Consider the following 16,563-nt stretch of genomic DNA (forward strand, 5'->3'; position numbering starts at 1 on the left):
GACCACCCCTGGAATGGAAAACCACGCGATGACACACCCCGAGCAGCGCACGATCGAAGTCAACGGCCGGAGCTATCGGCTGCCTTCGCAACCGACGGTCGTCGTCTGTGTCGACGGCTGCGAGTTCGAGTATCTGGAAGCGTCGGTCGCGGCCGGTGTGGCGCCTTTCATCGGCTCGATGCTCGAAGGCGGTGCGGCGTTTCGCGGCGACTGCGTGATTCCGTCGTTCACGAACCCGAACAACCTGTCAATCGTGACCGGCGTGCTGCCGTCCGTGCATGGGATCTGCGGCAACTACTTCTGGGACACCAACGCGAACAACGGCGCGGGCGCGGCGGTGATGATGAACGACCCCGCCTACCTGCGCGCGCCCACGCTGCTCGCGGCCGCCGCCGACGCGGGCGCCGCGGTCGCCGTCGTCACCGCGAAGGACAAACTGCGCGGGCTGCTCGGCTCGCAGTTGAAGGGCATCTGTTTTTCGGCGGAGAAAGCCGACAAGGTGACGGTCGAGGAAAACGGCATCGACGACGTGCTCGATCTGGTCGGTCTGCCGTTGCCGGACGTGTATAGCGCGGGGTTGTCGGAATTCGTGTTCGCGGCCGGCGTGCGGCTCGCGCAAACGCGCAAGCTCGACCTGATGTATCTGTCGACCACCGACTATATCCAGCACAAATGGGCGCCCGGCACCGAAGGCGCGAACGCCTTCTACGCGATGATGGACGACTATCTCGCGAAGCTCGACGCGCTCGGCTGGGTGATCGGCCTCACCGCCGACCACGGCATGAACGCGAAGCACGATCCGCAAACCGGCGAGCCGAACGTGATCTATCTGCAGGACTTGCTCGACGACTGGCTCGGCGCATCGACGACGCGCGTGATTCTGCCGATCACCGATCCGTACGTCGTGCATCATGGCGCGCTGGGTTCGTTCGCGACCGTCTATCTGCCGCGCGAGCTGGATGCAGCATCCGTGATTGCGCGGATCGGCCGCCTGCCGGGAATCGAAGTCGTGCTCGACCGAAACGCAGCGTGCGTGCGCTTCGGGCTGCCCGAGGATCGTATCGGCGATCTGGTCGTGATCGGCACGAAGCATGTCGTGCTCGGCACGCGGCGCGACGAGCACGACCTGTCCGGGCTCACCGTGCCGCTGCGCTCGCATGGCGGGATTTCCGAGCAGGAAGTGCCGCTGCTGTTCAACCGGCGTGTTCAGCCAGCGGCCAGTGGCGGCGAAGGCAAGCGGCTGCGCAACTTCGATATCTTCGACGTTGCGCTCAATCGCTTGTCGACATCATGAACCCGGTGCTGCGGGACCATCCGGGGTTCCGCGCCGAAGCGCTGCGGCTGGGCGGCGAGCGCGCGACGCGCGCCCGCACGCTCGACGTATTCGATCCCTATACCGGCATGCGCGTCGGTACCGTGCCGCTCGCCAGCATCGACGACGTGCGCGCCGCGTTCGACTACGCGCTCGCGTATCGGCCGACGCTGTCGCGCTACGAGCGTTCGCAGATTCTGGAGCGCGCGGCGGTGCTGCTGCGCGAGCGCATCGAACAGGCGTCGGATCTGATCTCTCTGGAGTCGGGGCTGTCGAAGCAGGATTCGCGCTATGAGATCGGCCGCGTTGCCGACGTGTTCCGCTTTGCGTCATTCGAGGCGTTGCGCGACGACGGTCAGAGCTTCTCGTGCGATCTGACGCCGCATGGCAAGAAGCGTCGCGTGTTCTCGCAACGCGAACCGCTCGCGGGCGTGATCGTCGCGATCACGCCGTTCAATCATCCGATGAACCAGGTCGCGCACAAGATCGCGCCGGCCATCGCGACGAATAACCGCGTGGTGGTGAAGCCGTCGGAGAAGGTGCCGCTGTCGGCGCTTTATCTGGCCGATCTGCTGTATGAGGCGGGGCTACCCGCGCCGATGCTGCAGGTGCTGACCGGCGACCCGCGCGAAATCGCCGACGAGTTCATTACGCACGCGTCGGTCGAACTCGTCACGTTTACCGGCGGTGTCGCGATCGGCAAATACATTGCGACGAAGGCCGGATATCGGCGCGTCGTGCTGGAGCTGGGCGGCAACGACCCGCTGATCGTGCTCGACGACGCGGATCTCGAGCGGGCGGCGACCCTTGCGGTGCAAGGGTCGTACAAGAACTCGGGGCAGCGCTGCACGGCGGTCAAGCGGATGCTCGTGCAACAGCGCGTCGCGGCGGAGTTCACGGAGCGGGTCGTCGAGAAGACGCGCGCGTGGACGTTCGGTGATCCGTTCGATGCGTCGAACCAGATGGGCACCGTGATCGACGCCGCCGCCGCACAACTGTTCGAGGCGCGCGTGAACGAGGCGGTGGCCGCGGGCGCGCGCCTGCGCATTGGCAACGAGCGCAGCGGCGCGCTGTATGCGCCGACGGTGCTCGACAACGTCGATCCGTCGATGACGCTCGTGCGCGAGGAAACCTTCGGGCCGGTGTCGCCGATCATCGCGTTCGATACGCTCGACGACGCGATTCGCATCAGCAACGGGACGCCGTTCGGGCTGTCGTCGGGCGTGTGTACGAACCGGCAGGACGCGATCACGCGTTTCATTAACGAGCTGCGCGTGGGGACCGTCAACGTCTGGGAAGTGCCGGGCTACCGGATCGAGCTGACGCCATTCGGCGGCATCAAGGATTCCGGGCTTGGTTACAAGGAAGGCGTTCAGGAAGCGATGAAGAGCTTTACCAATCTGAAGACGTTTTCATTACCTTGGGAGTGACCCGTGGCATTGAGTCTCGACGATATCCGTGCGCTTTTCGAGCGGCACGGCAGCCTCGCATATAGCGGCGAACCGGTGACGCAGCTGGAGCACGCGTTGCAGAGCGGCGCGCTGGCCGAGGCGGAAGGCGCGAGCGACGAACTGGTCGCCGCGGCGTTTTTGCATGACCTCGGACATCTGCTGAACCTGCAAGGGGAGACGCCGACGGAACGGGGTGTCGACGATCTGCATCAGTATTTCGCCTTGCCGTTTTTGCGGCCGGCGTTGTCAGATGCCGTGCTGGAGCCGATTCGTCTGCACGTCGACGCAAAGCGCTGCCTGTGCGCGATCGACGCCGCGTATTTCGGCCAGCTTTCCGCCGATTCGGTGCGCAGCTTGCAATTGCAGGGCGGGATCTTTAGCAGGGAAGAGGCGCAGGCATTTATGCAGAAGCCGTACGCGGAAGACGCGATGCGTTTGCGCCGATGGGACGATCGCGCGAAAGAGAGGGATCGCGCGACGCCGGGGATCGACCATTATTTGGCCGTCGTCGAACGGGCGATGCGCGCGCATGCGACTGCGTGAGGCGAGGTGTTTTTGGGGGCGCGGCAGGTTGCGGGTGGAGCGTGAAAATATCGCTTGCAAGTCGCATTGGCGGCGACTAGAATTCCGCTCTTTCGTGCTCCGGACACCGGAGCGCGGGGAAGCGGGAAGCCTTTATGGCGAGGGCTTTAGCGGCGTGAGCAGGTTAAGCGGGTGATAAAAACCTGTTGACGATCCGGCGGAAGTTCTCCATAATCTCGTTTCTCTGCTGCAGACGCAGCGACGCAAACGAAGCGGTGCCGGGTAGTGGTGGTTCAGGCGCGGCGGGTTGGGCGGATCGATCTTTAAAAACTAACAGCCGATAAGTGTGGGCGCTTGATGCGGAATGCGGCGGCGGATTCTTGTGGATCTGCTGCAAGGCAAAAAGTATCAGAAAGCCTCACACAGTATTAGAGGAAGGTTTATCTGTCGAAAGACGGATTGATCATCGTCAGTACGTTGAGTGAGCGACCGGTTTCTGACGAAACCGAAAACAGTAACAGGTTTGAACTGAAGAGTTTGATCCTGGCTCAGATTGAACGCTGGCGGCATGCCTTACACATGCAAGTCGAACGGCAGCACGGACTTCGGTCTGGTGGCGAGTGGCGAACGGGTGAGTAATACATCGGAACGTGTCCTGGAGTGGGGGATAGCCCGGCGAAAGCCGGATTAATACCGCATACGCTCTGTGGAGGAAAGCGGGGGATCTTTCGGGACCTCGCGCTCAAGGGGCGGCCGATGGCAGATTAGGTAGTTGGTGGGGTAAAGGCCTACCAAGCCGACGATCTGTAGCTGGTCTGAGAGGACGACCAGCCACACTGGGACTGAGACACGGCCCAGACTCCTACGGGAGGCAGCAGTGGGGAATTTTGGACAATGGGCGCAAGCCTGATCCAGCAATGCCGCGTGTGTGAAGAAGGCCTTCGGGTTGTAAAGCACTTTTGTCCGGAAAGAAAACCTCGTGGCTAATATCCATGAGGGATGACGGTACCGGAAGAATAAGCACCGGCTAACTACGTGCCAGCAGCCGCGGTAATACGTAGGGTGCGAGCGTTAATCGGAATTACTGGGCGTAAAGCGTGCGCAGGCGGTGCTGTAAGACCGATGTGAAATCCCCGGGCTTAACCTGGGAACTGCATTGGTGACTGCAGCGCTGGAGTATGGCAGAGGGGGGTGGAATTCCACGTGTAGCAGTGAAATGCGTAGAGATGTGGAGGAACACCGATGGCGAAGGCAGCCCCCTGGGCCAATACTGACGCTCATGCACGAAAGCGTGGGGAGCAAACAGGATTAGATACCCTGGTAGTCCACGCCCTAAACGATGTCAACTGGTTGTCGGGCCTTCATTGGCTTGGTAACGTAGCTAACGCGTGAAGTTGACCGCCTGGGGAGTACGGTCGCAAGATTAAAACTCAAAGGAATTGACGGGGACCCGCACAAGCGGTGGATGATGTGGATTAATTCGATGCAACGCGAAAAACCTTACCTACCCTTGACATGGATGGAATCCTGCTGAGAGGCGGGAGTGCCCGAAAGGGAGCCATCACACAGGTGCTGCATGGCTGTCGTCAGCTCGTGTCGTGAGATGTTGGGTTAAGTCCCGCAACGAGCGCAACCCTTGTCCCTAGTTGCTACGCAAGAGCACTCCAGGGAGACTGCCGGTGACAAACCGGAGGAAGGTGGGGATGACGTCAAGTCCTCATGGCCCTTATGGGTAGGGCTTCACACGTCATACAATGGTCGGAACAGAGGGTTGCCAAGCCGCGAGGTGGAGCCAATCCCAGAAAACCGATCGTAGTCCGGATCGCACTCTGCAACTCGAGTGCGTGAAGCTGGAATCGCTAGTAATCGCGGATCAGCATGCCGCGGTGAATACGTTCCCGGGTCTTGTACACACCGCCCGTCACACCATGGGAGTGGGTTTTACCAGAAGTGGCTAGTCTAACCGCAAGGAGGACGGTCACCACGGTAGGATTCATGACTGGGGTGAAGTCGTAACAAGGTAGCCGTATCGGAAGGTGCGGCTGGATCACCTCCTTTCCAGAGCTATGCATTCAGTGCATTCAAGTGCTCACGCTTATCGGCTGTGGTTTAGAGAAGCAACGCAGACAGACTCAGGGGTCTGTAGCTCAGTCGGTTAGAGCACCGTCTTGATAAGGCGGGGGTCGATGGTTCGAATCCATCCAGACCCACCACTGTCTTGTCTGGTGAGCTGGTCGGGTGAGCCCCTCTGGAGTGTGTGCTGTATGACTGGGGGATTAGCTCAGCTGGGAGAGCACCTGCTTTGCAAGCAGGGGGTCGTCGGTTCGATCCCGTCATCCTCCACCAATCCTCAATGCGCAGGGTTCTGCACACATGCAGAGCGTTGCGCATTGGCGATTGAGCCAGTCAGCGCGATGTGAGGCAACTCATGATCGGCTGTCGTTCTTTAACAATCAGGAAGAAGTAGTAAAGAGATTCACGAAAGCGGACCTGGAGATGGGTGCGTGAGTAGGTGAATCAGGGTTGTGATTGTATCGATGTATTTTATAAGTGATCGAGAGATCGCTTTGGAATACGGCGCAACACGAATACTCAACCTGTAGCGCGTGCGTCTGAACTGAGACACACCCGTTATAGGGTCAAGCGAACAAGTGCATGTGGTGAATGCCTTGGCGATCACAGGCGATGAAGGACGCGGTAGCCTGCGAAAAGCTCCGGGGAGCTGGCAAACAAGCTTTGATCCGGAGATGTCCGAATGGGGAAACCCACTCCTAATGGAGTATCCGTAGCTGAATCCATAGGCTGCGTGAAGCGAACGCGGTGAACTGAAACATCTAAGTAACCGCAGGAAAAGAAATCAACCGAGATTCCCAAAGTAGTGGCGAGCGAAATGGGATCAGCCTGTACTCTTTATTTGCAGTGTTAGCCGAACGCTCTGGAAAGTGCGGCCATAGCGGGTGATAGCCCCGTAGGCGAAAACATTGTGAAAGAACTGGGTGTACGACAAGTAGGGCGGGACACGTGAAATCCTGTCTGAAGATGGGGGGACCATCCTCCAAGGCTAAATACTCGTGATCGACCGATAGTGAACCAGTACCGTGAGGGAAAGGCGAAAAGAACCCCGGGAGGGGAGTGAAACAGATCCTGAAACCGCATGCATACAAACAGTCGGAGCCTCGCAAGGGGTGACGGCGTACCTTTTGTATAATGGGTCAGCGACTTACATTCAGTGGCGAGCTTAACCGATTAGGGCAGGCGTAGCGAAAGCGAGTCCGAACAGGGCGTCCAGTCGCTGGGTGTAGACCCGAAACCAGGTGATCTATCCATGGCCAGGTTGAAGGCACGGTAACACGTGCTGGAGGACCGAACCCACTAACGTTGAAAAGTTAGGGGATGAGCTGTGGATAGGGGTGAAAGGCTAAACAAACCTGGAAATAGCTGGTTCTCTCCGAAAACTATTTAGGTAGTGCCTCGTGTATCACCTTCGGGGGTAGAGCACTGTCATGGTTGTGGGGTCCATTGCGGATTACTTCGCCATAGCAAACTCCGAATACCGAAGAGTGCAATCACGGGAGACAGACATCGGGTGCTAACGTCCGGTGTCAAGAGGGAAACAACCCAGACCGCCAGCTAAGGTCCCCAAATATGGCTAAGTGGGAAACGAAGTGGGAAGGCTAAAACAGTCAGGAGGTTGGCTTAGAAGCAGCCACCCTTTAAAGAAAGCGTAATAGCTCACTGATCGAGTCGTCCTGCGCGGAAGATGTAACGGGGCTAAGCCATATACCGAAGCTGCGGATGCACATTTATGTGCATGGTAGGAGAGCGTTCCGTAAGCCTGCGAAGGTGCACTGGAAAGTGTGCTGGAGGTATCGGAAGTGCGAATGCTGACATGAGTAGCGATAAAGGGGGTGAAAGGCCCCCTCGCCGTAAGCCCAAGGTTTCCTACGCAACGTTCATCGGCGTAGGGTGAGTCGGCCCCTAAGGCGAGGCAGAAATGCGTAGCTGATGGGAAGCAGATTAATATTTCTGCACCATTGTGAAATGCGATGGGGGGACGGATCGCGGAAGGTTGTCCGGGTGTTGGAAGTCCCGGTCGCTGCATTGGAGAGGGTGCCCTGGCAAATCCGGGCACAGGACTCAAGGGTGTGGCGCGAGCTTCTTCGGAAGCGAAGCAACTGGAAGGGGTTCCAGGAAAAGCCTCTAAGCTTCAGTTTCACAGTGACCGTACCGCAAACCGACACAGGTGGGCGAGATGAGTATTCTAAGGCGCTTGAGAGAACTCGGGAGAAGGAACTCGGCAAATTGGTACCGTAACTTCGGGATAAGGTACGCCCCGGTAGCTTGACTGGCCTGCGCCAGAAGGGTGAAGGGGTTGCAATAAACTGGTGGCTGCGACTGTTTAATAAAAACACAGCACTCTGCAAACACGAAAGTGGACGTATAGGGTGTGACGCCTGCCCGGTGCCGGAAGATTAAATGATGGGGTGCAAGCTCCTGATTGAAGTCCCGGTAAACGGCGGCCGTAACTATAACGGTCCTAAGGTAGCGAAATTCCTTGTCGGGTAAGTTCCGACCTGCACGAATGGCGTAACGATGGCCACACTGTCTCCTCCCGAGACTCAGCGAAGTTGAAGTGTTTGTGATGATGCAATCTCCCCGCGGCTAGACGGAAAGACCCCATGAACCTTTACTGTAGCTTTGCATTGGACTTTGAACCGGTCTGTGTAGGATAGGTGGGAGGCTATGAAGCGTGGACGCCAGTCTGCGTGGAGCCGTCCTTGAAATACCACCCTGATCTGTTTGAGGTTCTAACCTTGGTCCGTGATCCGGATCGGGGACAGTGCATGGTAGGCAGTTTGACTGGGGCGGTCTCCTCCCAAAGTGTAACGGAGGAGTACGAAGGTACGCTAGGTACGGTCGGAAATCGTGCTGATAGTGCAATGGCATAAGCGTGCTTGACTGTGAGACTGACAAGTCGAACAGGTGCGAAAGCAGGTCATAGTGATCCGGTGGTTCTGTATGGAAGGGCCATCGCTCAACGGATAAAAGGTACTCTGGGGATAACAGGCTGATACCGCCCAAGAGTTCATATCGACGGCGGTGTTTGGCACCTCGATGTCGGCTCATCTCATCCTGGGGCTGTAGCCGGTCCCAAGGGTATGGCTGTTCGCCATTTAAAGAGGTACGTGAGCTGGGTTTAAAACGTCGTGAGACAGTTTGGTCCCTATCTGCCGTGGGCGCTGGATATTTGAAGGGGGCTGCTCCTAGTACGAGAGGACCGGAGTGGACGAACCTCTGGTGTACCGGTTGTCACGCCAGTGGCATCGCCGGGTAGCTATGTTCGGAAGAGATAACCGCTGAAAGCATCTAAGCGGGAAACTCGCCTTAAGATGAGATATCCCCGGGGCTTTGAGCCCCTTGAAGGGTCGTTCAAGACCAGGACGTTGATAGGTCAGGTGTGCACGTACAGTAATGTACTGAGCTAACTGATACTAATTGCCCGTAAGGCTTGATCCTATAACAGGTGTGTTTCGACATGAGTTAGCGCTTTAGCGCTTGCGACTGTCCGATCCCCGAAAGGGATGCGCTGGAACTCCCGCAGGAGTCACCAGCCCACACGGTTGAGAGATCAGTGTTGCGCCAGAAACAACACAACCCACACACGAATCCTTTACGCTTCTTCCCGATTGGCTGTGGCGCCAGGTTGACCTCAACCTGACAGCGACGCAGCAACCCGTCATGCCTGATGACCATAGCGAGTCGGTCCCACCCCTTCCCATCCCGAACAGGACCGTGAAACGACTCCACGCCGATGATAGTGCGGATTGCCCGTGTGAAAGTAGGTAATCGTCAGGCTCCCCCACAAGCCAGAAACCCCACCCCCAGCGGTGGGGTTTTTGCGTTTACGCGACCGAAATCAAAAGCAAGATCCTCGACCGAGAGCAAACAATAAGCGTGGCCGGAAGCCGTTGCCGTCCACTGGCGAAAGCAGCCTGTTTATCGACGGCGACCATTACGTCGCCCATATGGCCAAGCCTGACGCGCCAAGGGTGCTCTCGTGTTTTGAACACTTCAACGAGCGCCACCCGCACCGAGCCCTGAAATACCGCTAGCTGCGCGAGTTCAGGCGTGCTGCAGCGAGTTCACAGACCTAACGGTGTCCGCATATCCTGAGTGACGGGGACGACAACTCTACCCATCTGCACTGGGTCATCCACGCATCCCATTTGCCCGACCTCGGCAAGCAACGCTTCGTCGCGCGCGATCACCTTGGGCAGATGCGAGCGCAAGAATTCGACCCACGTGCGAGTCTTTGCATCGATGAATTTGCGCGACGGATAGAGCGCATAAACAGTCGTCTTCTGCAGCGTATATTCCGGCAAAACGCGCACCAACGTGCCATCGCGTAACCCGGAAATGGCTGCGTAGAGCGGCACCATGCCGATGCCCATGCCTTCGCGGATCGCCACAATCAGCGATTCGGCGATGTTCACATGCACTGGTCCATCGACTTCCATCAACTCACTGCCGTTCGGGCCGTCGAGCGTCCATTCATGTGGCGGGAACGCCGGCGTATGAAGGATCAGACATTCGTGATGCGCAAGGTCAGCCGGTTGTTGGGGCGCGCCGTGCGCGCGCACGTAAGCCGGCGATGCGCACAGGATGCTGAACGTCGTCCCCAGCGGAAACGACACGAGGTCCGAATTAGGCAGCATCGATGCGCCGATCACGGCCACATCGGCGCTGCCTTCGAACAGATCGGGCATGCGCTGTGACAGCGTCAACTCGACGGTCACATCAGGATAAAGCTCGCGATAACGCGAAATAGCCGGCAGTACGTAGTGCTGGCCGATGCTCGCAAAGCTATGCATGCGCAGCGCGCCGGTTGGTCGCTCGTGTGCGCAACTGGCTTCTTCTTCCGCAATATCCACATCCGCGAGGATCTGCTGCGATCGCTTCAGATAGCGCTCGCCGGCGGTGGTCAACGCAAGCCGACGCGTCGATCGATTCAGCAGGCGCGTGCGCAGATGTGCTTCAAGTTCCGAGACCGCGCGAGACATCGCGCCGGTCGTTGAATTGAGCGATTGCGCGGCCGCGGTGAAGCTACCGGCTTCAACCACGCGCACGAACACTCGCATATTTTGTAGCGTGTCCATCAAATCTTCTGTTTCATGACCAAGGTCATATTTTCCGTCAGTCCCGAGGCACTATTGTTGTCCGTTCTAGAACAGATGTTTTGCACTCGTCGTCTTAATGCGTGCAACGGGGACTCCTACAATCGGCGCCTCGCCTGTCGGTGTCAGTGATTCTGCCCGGAGGCTCTCTCAGCGACCACGAGGGGTGCACTGTTTTCAGATGAAACCCGATCATGCGATCGAGCCGTCGTCGGATTTATTCGGTCCGCGCGGTGTCATGCGGCGACGACTCGGTCGAGCCAAACTCAATCGGGTCGTGCGCGACTGGGCCAGCAGCGACGGTCTGACCTGGCTTCATCTGCTGAAGACGGTAACCGCCGGTCTGCTGGCGCTGGGCATCGCGATGCTGCTCGATCTGCAGCAGCCGCGCATTGCGATGACCACGGTTTTCGTGTTGATGCAACCGTTCAGCGGCATGGTGCTCGCGAAGAGCTTCTACCGGATTCTCGGAACTGCGGGAGGGACCGTGGCCGCGCTCGTGCTCGGCGGGCTGTTCGCCCAGCAGCCCGAACTGTACATGCTCGGCATGATCGCATGGGTGAGCGCCTGTATTGCTGCGGCGGTGCGGTATCGGCATTTCAGATGGTACGGTTTCGTGCTCGCGGGTTACACCGCCGCGCTGATCGGCATTCCGAACGTGATGACGCCCGAGGGACTGTTCCTCGCCGCACTCGCGCGCGCGGCGGAAGTGGCGGTTGGCATCGTGTGTTCGAGCGCGGTCAGCGCATTGCTGCTGCCGCAGCGCTCGAGCCTTGCGCTACGACGTAACCTTCGGATCAGGAACGCGAATTTTACTGCCTTTGCTGTCGATGTGTTCGCAGGCGGGCTCGAGCGCCATCAGTTCGAACGGCGTTTCGCGGACTTCGTCGACGAAATCGCGGGCTTCGAAGCAACGCGTACGTTCGTCGCATTCGAAGACCCGGCGATGCGCTCGCGCAGTGCGCATCTGGCGCGTCTGAATAGCGAATTCATGGATGCATGCGCGCGTCTGCATGCGCTAAATCAGTTGCTCAAACGGTTGTGGGCGAGCGGCGCAGTGTCGATACTCGCGGCCATCGGTCCATACCTCGACGAACTGGGAGCCTTGTTCGAAGCACAAGCACAAGTTGAAGCAGGCGTCGAAGCCTCGCACGCAGCAGCCGATCTGCGGCTCTTTCGAGCGAACCTGCCACGCCGGGTACGTGAAACGAGGCGGCCACTCGAAGCCGCGTCCGCGGAATCGCTTGCGGACTTCGACACGGCAGCCGAATTGCTGTATCGATTCGTGGGCGAATGGATGAATTATTCGCAAACGTATTCAAGCTTGTGGCGCAAAACAGAAAGCCCGCAGCAAAGCCTGCGACGCAGCTCGAGCCCACAAAGGAGCCACTCCCCGAGCAGACCTGTCAGCCGCACAAACCACTTCGCCGTATTGTTCACGTTTCTGCGCTCGGCTGTCGTCATCGGGATCGCCGGCGCGTTCTGGATCGCGACCAACTGGCCGAGCGGCGGCCTTGCCGTGATCGGCGCAACGCTGGTCTGTGCGTTGACGTCCACCGCGCCAAGCGCTACCAGGATGGCCATGCAGATGGCGATCGGCGCGGTGCTCGCGACGCTGACAGGCTACGTGTTCATGTGCTACGTGTATCCCAACATCGATGGTTTCCCGCTGCTTTGCGCGGCACTCGCGCCGGTGCTCGCACTAGGCGCATTCATCGCGACACGTCGCGGCGCGTCGGGGTTCGGCATCGGCTTTTCGGTGTTCTTCTGTCTGCTGGCCGGGCCGGATAACATCGTCAGCTACGTGCCTGATCTGCTGATCAACAACGGCATCGCGCTGACCGCGTCGATGTCGCTCGCGGCAGTTGGATTCGCGGTGGTCTTTCCCGCCGATATGCGCTGGCTGATCGACCGGATCATGGGCGACCTGAGAGCGCAAACGGTATCGGCATGCAAGGAGGCCCTGCCGGGTCTGAACCGACGTTTCCAGGCGGGCACGCACGATCTGACTTCACAACTGCGCGTGCTGCTGACGCACCGTTCGCGACGACGGCGCGACGCGCTTCGCTGGATGCTCGCGACGATCGAAGTAGGTCACGCCGTCATCGACCTGCGCAACGAAGCCGCGCGCGCCGAATATGCCGACATGCTTCAGCCGCGCTGGCGCAGCGTGATCGAACACACCTGCGACGATCTCGCCCGGCTCTTCGAACGCCCCGATCCCGGTTCGCTCGAACGCGCACTGGTCGCCGTGCGCTCGGCAACCTGGCTCGCGCAAGACATGCTGCGGACCGTGCATGCCGAGCGCGACCGGCGTCACAATCTGCAGCGCATCCTGAGCTGTCTGCACTTCATTCGTAGCGCGTTGCTCGACAAAGACGCGCCGTTCAATCGTCGCTGAGCCATGCTTCGTGGATCTTTCTGCCAGATGGAAAGATCCCTTCCAGGCGGCCCCGTTAATCCGCTTAGGTGACGGTCATATAGTTGCGTCACTGCTTCGCAGTAGTGGTCGCAGTAGCCGTAAGTCCTGGAGAGTGAGATGAAAGTGTTGAAGTTGGTCCTGATCGCCTGTTCTTTGTCCACCGCTGCCGCCGCCTATGCACAGACGGCGCCGGCCGCGCCGGACCAGCAGGTTGCGCAGGCGGATAGCCAGCGCGCCGATAAGGGTGCCGCGCGCAAGCATGCGGAAGCGCCGAAAGCGAAAGCCGACGAATGCGTTGGGCCGATGAGCTTCTGCAACATCTTCTTCGGCAGCTGAGTCCGGCTGCTTCACGCGCAACAACCTGTCGCGGACCCTGTCACGCGACCCAACACCTGCTCGCGACGCCGTCCGATCGAGACGCCGCAGCGGGTGCGGCAACCGCCTATTGAGCGAAGCACACCGCAGACGTGCGCACCAGTAGACGGAGCTGGCGACTATGGAGAGACTCCCTTTCATGTACGAAGACCGAATTCGCTGCGCCGCGCTGCGCGAAAAAATCACCAAGGCCGCCGACGCGGCGCTTCTGATTCACGACGGCATGCGCGTTGGCGCAAGCGGCTTCACGCGCGCGGGCGACGCGAAGGCGGTGCCGGTCGCGCTTGCCGAGCGTGCGCGCCAGTTGGGCGAGCCGCTGCGCATCACGCTGATGACGGGCGCCTCGCTCGGTCATGACGTCGACCGCATGCTGACCGAGGCGCACGTGCTCGCGCGCCGTCTGCCGTTTCAGGTGGACAAGACGCTGCGCGACGCAATCAATCGCGGCGAAGTGATGTTCGTCGACCAGCATCTGTCCGAGACCGTCGAGATGCTGCGCGCGAACCAGCTCGGCAAGCTCGATGTCGCGATCATCGAAGCCGCCGCGATCACGGAGAGCGGCGGTATCGTGCCGACAACTTCAGTCGGCAATTCGGCCAGCTTCGCGATTCTCGCGGACAAGGTCATCGTCGAGATCAATCTTGCGCAGCCGCTCGAGCTCGAAGGCTTGCACGACATCTGGATTCCGGGGCGCCGGCCGCATCGCGAGCCGCTGCCGATCGTGCGCGCGCAGGATCGCGTCGGCACTCCCGCTATCGAGATTCCGCCCGAGAAAATCGCGGCGATCGTGATCACGGACATGGCCGACAGCCCGTCCACGGTGCTCCCCGCGGATCGGGAAACCGCGTTGATCGCCGGACACCTGATCGAATTTTTCCAGCACGAAGTCACGCGTGGCCGTATGCCGAAGCAGTTGCCGCCGCTGCAGGCCGGTATCGGTACGATCGCCAACGCGGTGCTGGCGGGCTTCGTCGATTCGCCGTTCGATGTGTTCGAAATCTATTCAGAAGTCTTGCAGGATTCGACGTTCGATCTGATGGACGCCGGCAAGGTCGCGTTTGCGTCCGGCGCGTCGATCACGCTGTCGGCCGCGCGGCAGGCGCAGGTGTTCGGCGATATCGAGCGCTATCGCGACCGGCTCGTGCTGCGTCCGCAGGAAGTCAGCAACCATCCGGAGGTGATTCGGCGGCTCGGTCTGATCGCGCTCAATACCGCGCTCGAATTCGATATCTACGGTAACGTCAATTCGACGCATGTCGGCGGCACGCACATGATGAACGGCATTGGCGGCTCGGGCGACTTTGCGCGTAATGCGTCGTGCGCGGTGTTCGCGACCAAGTCGACCGCGAAAGGCGACCGCATTTCGAGCATCGTGCCGATGGTGCCGCATTGCGACCACAACGAGCACGACGTCGACGTCGTCGTCACCGAGCAAGGTCTCGCCGATCTGCGCGGCCTCGCGCCGCGCGAACGTGCGACGCTGATCATCGAGCATTGCGTACACCCGCGGTATCGCGAACTGTTGCGCGACTACTACCGCGATGCGTTGCGTTGGGGAGGGCAGACGCCGCATTGCCTCGATCAGGCATTTGCATGGCATACGCGGCTGCGCGAGACGGGCTCGATGCTGCCGGGCTGATCTGCAACGCCCGCGGCACCCGCAATCGCTGCGATCAACACAGCAGAAACAGGCAACAAAAAAGCGCCAGCGGCACGAGCCCGCTGGCGCTTGATGAAATCGGACGCTGCGCTCAGGAGCCTCGTCGCACGAGCCGGATAATAAACAGCAGAATGACCGCGCCGATCACCGCGGTGATGATCGAGGCGATCCAGCCGCTGCCAATAGAGATATGCAACACGCCCGCGAGCCAGCCGCCGATGAACGCCCCGATGATCCCGACGATGATGTCGACGATCAGGCCGAAGCCGCCACCCTTGACCAATACGCCCGCGAGCCAGCCAGCGATCGCGCCGATGATGAGCCATGCAATGATGCCGTGTTCCATATTCGAGACTCCCTGGTTGAGTGTGAACAAATCACGGTGACAGAGCTTAGTCGAAGGTTATGGGACGGTCCGCGTTCGGGACGCGGAATTGACACTATCTGAATCTGCTGCAAGCTAAGTGTAGACGATGCGCGCGAACAGAGGAGACTTGCGCACAGCGCTTCACTCGGGTGTCGGTTCCGCTTCCCGCGCGGTCCAACTGACGCTGGACACGCTCTTTTCCATGCTCAGGCGGCTCGCCATCTGTTCGAGCTTCGATTGATCTTTCGGATGCATCGTCAGCGTCGCCGTCACGCGAATGCGCGCCGGCTCGTCCTCGACATCCTCGCTCGTCAGGCTCTGGAACGACAGCGGCGCCGAGTACATCGAGTTGGAAATCGCGGTGCGAATGTGGATCTCGTCGGCTTCGCGGCAGACGATCGTCAGCACGTACTCGCGCACGAGGTCGGCGTTTGAAACCGGCGTCTGGTTGATCATCCGGCTCACTTCACGCAGTACGGTGTTGGCCAGCAGCACGACCGCGGTGCCGGCGAGCGCCGGTCCGTAATGTCCCGCGCCGCTCAATACACCCACGGCCGCCGAGCACCACAGCGTCGCCGCGGTGTTGATCCCCTGGATCGAGCCCTTGTCGCGCATGATGACGCCGCCGCCAAGAAAGCCGACGCCGGACACCACATAGGCCGCAATCTGCGTAATGCCGCTGACGCCGTTGCCGGTCAGCACGCCGAGCGTGACGAACAGGCACGCGCCGCTTGCCACGAGCGTGATCGTGCGCAGGCCGGCAGTGCGCTGGCGGATCTGTCGTTCGAGGCCGATCGCGACGCCGCAAGCAAAAGCGGTCATCAGACGCAGGAAGAATTCGAGTGTCATCGTTCAGAAAGGTTGGCGTGGGCGCTGTCGCAGTGTGAAGCCTACGCGTGAGAACATCAGATCGTCTACCTCGTGCAGGGCAAGTTCATGCGGGCGGGACGAAATACGCGCGCACACGCGTGCAGCGGCCGGAGCGTGCGGTATCGGCATGGCATCGCGCCACGCGGTGCTTTACCGGCAGTACGCGAATGACAATGAAATGGGAGCGACGTGCGCCATCGAGCCCGAGGGCAGGACGGCGACAGAAAAGACTGACGCGGAAATCCTGCGGCTCAGGCGAGCGGGCAAATCGATACTCGGCTCGTACAGCTGCTACTGTCCAAGATCGTGATTCCGGTTAGAAGAATTGCGCGAATTTTAGGGGGCTGCGCAAAGATCAGTCAAGCCGCGAGCGGCACGGAGTGTGCATTTAGTGTTGCCATAGCCCTAA

The 16,563-nt window shown here is 59.9% G+C and carries 9 protein-coding genes, 2 tRNA genes and 3 rRNA genes; 11 read left to right on the plus strand and 3 right to left on the minus strand.

What is annotated here, in order from left to right; genetic code table 11:
• Window positions 1-13 precede the first annotated feature (13 nt).
• The 8 genes from phnA to rrf all read left to right on the plus strand — a co-directional run bounded on the left by phnA (window position 14) and on the right by rrf (window position 9,141).
• Complete coding sequence (gene phnA / locus QFZ94_RS13625) at window positions 14-1,294, plus strand: phosphonoacetate hydrolase (RefSeq protein ID WP_429457780.1); 1,281 nt, start codon at window positions 14-16, stop codon at window positions 1,292-1,294.
• Complete coding sequence (gene phnY, locus QFZ94_RS13630) at window positions 1,291-2,742, plus strand: phosphonoacetaldehyde dehydrogenase (protein WP_429457476.1); 1,452 nt, start codon at window positions 1,291-1,293, stop codon at window positions 2,740-2,742. The genes phnA and phnY overlap by 4 nt, the downstream gene beginning before the upstream one ends.
• Before the next feature lie 3 nt (window positions 2,743-2,745).
• Window positions 2,746-3,306 carry a phosphonate degradation HD-domain oxygenase gene (locus QFZ94_RS13635; RefSeq protein WP_368586041.1) on the plus strand — a complete coding sequence of 187 codons (561 nt, stop codon included), beginning with the start codon at window positions 2,746-2,748 and terminating at the stop codon, window positions 3,304-3,306.
• Between the two features lie 504 nt (window positions 3,307-3,810).
• Window positions 3,811-5,343 (plus strand): 16S ribosomal RNA (locus QFZ94_RS13640).
• Between the two features lie 78 nt (window positions 5,344-5,421).
• Window positions 5,422-5,498: transfer RNA gene (locus QFZ94_RS13645), tRNA-Ile, on the plus strand.
• Between the two features lie 57 nt (window positions 5,499-5,555).
• Window positions 5,556-5,631: transfer RNA gene (locus QFZ94_RS13650), tRNA-Ala, on the plus strand.
• Window positions 5,632-5,922: 291 nt separating this feature from the next.
• A 23S ribosomal RNA gene (locus QFZ94_RS13655) occupies window positions 5,923-8,802 on the plus strand.
• A gap of 225 nt (window positions 8,803-9,027) precedes the next feature.
• Window positions 9,028-9,141 (plus strand): 5S ribosomal RNA (rrf, locus tag QFZ94_RS13660).
• The 16S, 23S and 5S rRNA genes sit together here with 2 tRNA genes alongside, the layout of an rRNA operon.
• 287 nt (window positions 9,142-9,428) lie before the next feature.
• Here the strand turns inward: rrf and QFZ94_RS13665 are convergent.
• Entirely contained in the window at window positions 9,429-10,442 is a 1,014-nt protein-coding gene (locus tag QFZ94_RS13665) for a LysR family transcriptional regulator (protein ID WP_368587484.1), read from the minus strand.
• Window positions 10,443-10,641: 199 nt separating this feature from the next.
• On the opposite strand from QFZ94_RS13665, the gene QFZ94_RS13670 reads away from it, so the two are divergent.
• The 3 genes from QFZ94_RS13670 to QFZ94_RS13680 all read left to right on the plus strand — a co-directional run bounded on the left by QFZ94_RS13670 (window position 10,642) and on the right by QFZ94_RS13680 (window position 14,896).
• Window positions 10,642-12,861, plus strand: coding sequence for an FUSC family protein (locus tag QFZ94_RS13670; RefSeq protein ID WP_429457479.1), 2,220 nt, complete (start codon window positions 10,642-10,644; stop codon window positions 12,859-12,861).
• A gap of 138 nt (window positions 12,862-12,999) precedes the next feature.
• A complete protein-coding gene (locus QFZ94_RS13675) occupies window positions 13,000-13,218 on the plus strand; it encodes a hypothetical protein (protein WP_152853807.1) in 219 nt (72 codons plus the stop codon).
• 178 nt (window positions 13,219-13,396) lie between these two features.
• Window positions 13,397-14,896, plus strand: coding sequence for an acetyl-CoA hydrolase/transferase family protein (locus QFZ94_RS13680; protein WP_429457481.1), 1,500 nt, complete (start codon window positions 13,397-13,399; stop codon window positions 14,894-14,896).
• Between the two features lie 112 nt (window positions 14,897-15,008).
• Here the strand turns inward: QFZ94_RS13680 and QFZ94_RS13685 are convergent, their stop codons facing one another.
• Together QFZ94_RS13685 and QFZ94_RS13690 are read right to left on the minus strand one after the other, a co-directional pair.
• Window positions 15,009-15,263: a GlsB/YeaQ/YmgE family stress response membrane protein gene (locus tag QFZ94_RS13685; protein ID WP_176105653.1), complete on the minus strand. Its 255-nt coding sequence runs from the start codon at window positions 15,261-15,263 to the stop codon at window positions 15,009-15,011.
• A gap of 162 nt (window positions 15,264-15,425) precedes the next feature.
• Window positions 15,426-16,133, minus strand: a complete 708-nt coding sequence (locus QFZ94_RS13690) for an MgtC/SapB family protein (RefSeq protein ID WP_410849968.1) — start codon at window positions 16,131-16,133, stop codon at window positions 15,426-15,428.
• Window positions 16,134-16,563 lie beyond the last annotated feature (430 nt).

Origin of the sequence: Paraburkholderia sp. JPY465 (assembly GCF_050436725.1) — a bacterium.
Classification (GTDB): domain Bacteria; phylum Pseudomonadota; class Gammaproteobacteria; order Burkholderiales; family Burkholderiaceae; genus Paraburkholderia; species Paraburkholderia youngii.

What these genes read in the sequence shown, in the direction of transcription:
- QFZ94_RS13690 (WP_410849968.1), bottom strand. Translation starts at nt 16,133, where the DNA reads ATGACACTCGAATTCTTCCTGCGTCTGATGACCGCTTTTGCTTGCGGC.
- QFZ94_RS13675 (WP_152853807.1), top strand. Translation starts at nt 13,000, where the DNA reads ATGAAAGTGTTGAAGTTGGTCCTGATCGCCTGTTCTTTGTCCACCGCT.
- QFZ94_RS13670 (WP_429457479.1), top strand. Translation starts at nt 10,642, where the DNA reads ATGAAACCCGATCATGCGATCGAGCCGTCGTCGGATTTATTCGGTCCG.
- QFZ94_RS13685 (WP_176105653.1), bottom strand. Translation starts at nt 15,263, where the DNA reads ATGGAACACGGCATCATTGCATGGCTCATCATCGGCGCGATCGCTGGC.
- phnY (WP_429457476.1), top strand. Translation starts at nt 1,291, where the DNA reads ATGAACCCGGTGCTGCGGGACCATCCGGGGTTCCGCGCCGAAGCGCTG.
- QFZ94_RS13665 (WP_368587484.1), bottom strand. Translation starts at nt 10,442, where the DNA reads ATGGACACGCTACAAAATATGCGAGTGTTCGTGCGCGTGGTTGAAGCC.
- phnA (WP_429457780.1), top strand. Translation starts at nt 14, where the DNA reads ATGGAAAACCACGCGATGACACACCCCGAGCAGCGCACGATCGAAGTC.
- QFZ94_RS13680 (WP_429457481.1), top strand. Translation starts at nt 13,397, where the DNA reads ATGTACGAAGACCGAATTCGCTGCGCCGCGCTGCGCGAAAAAATCACC.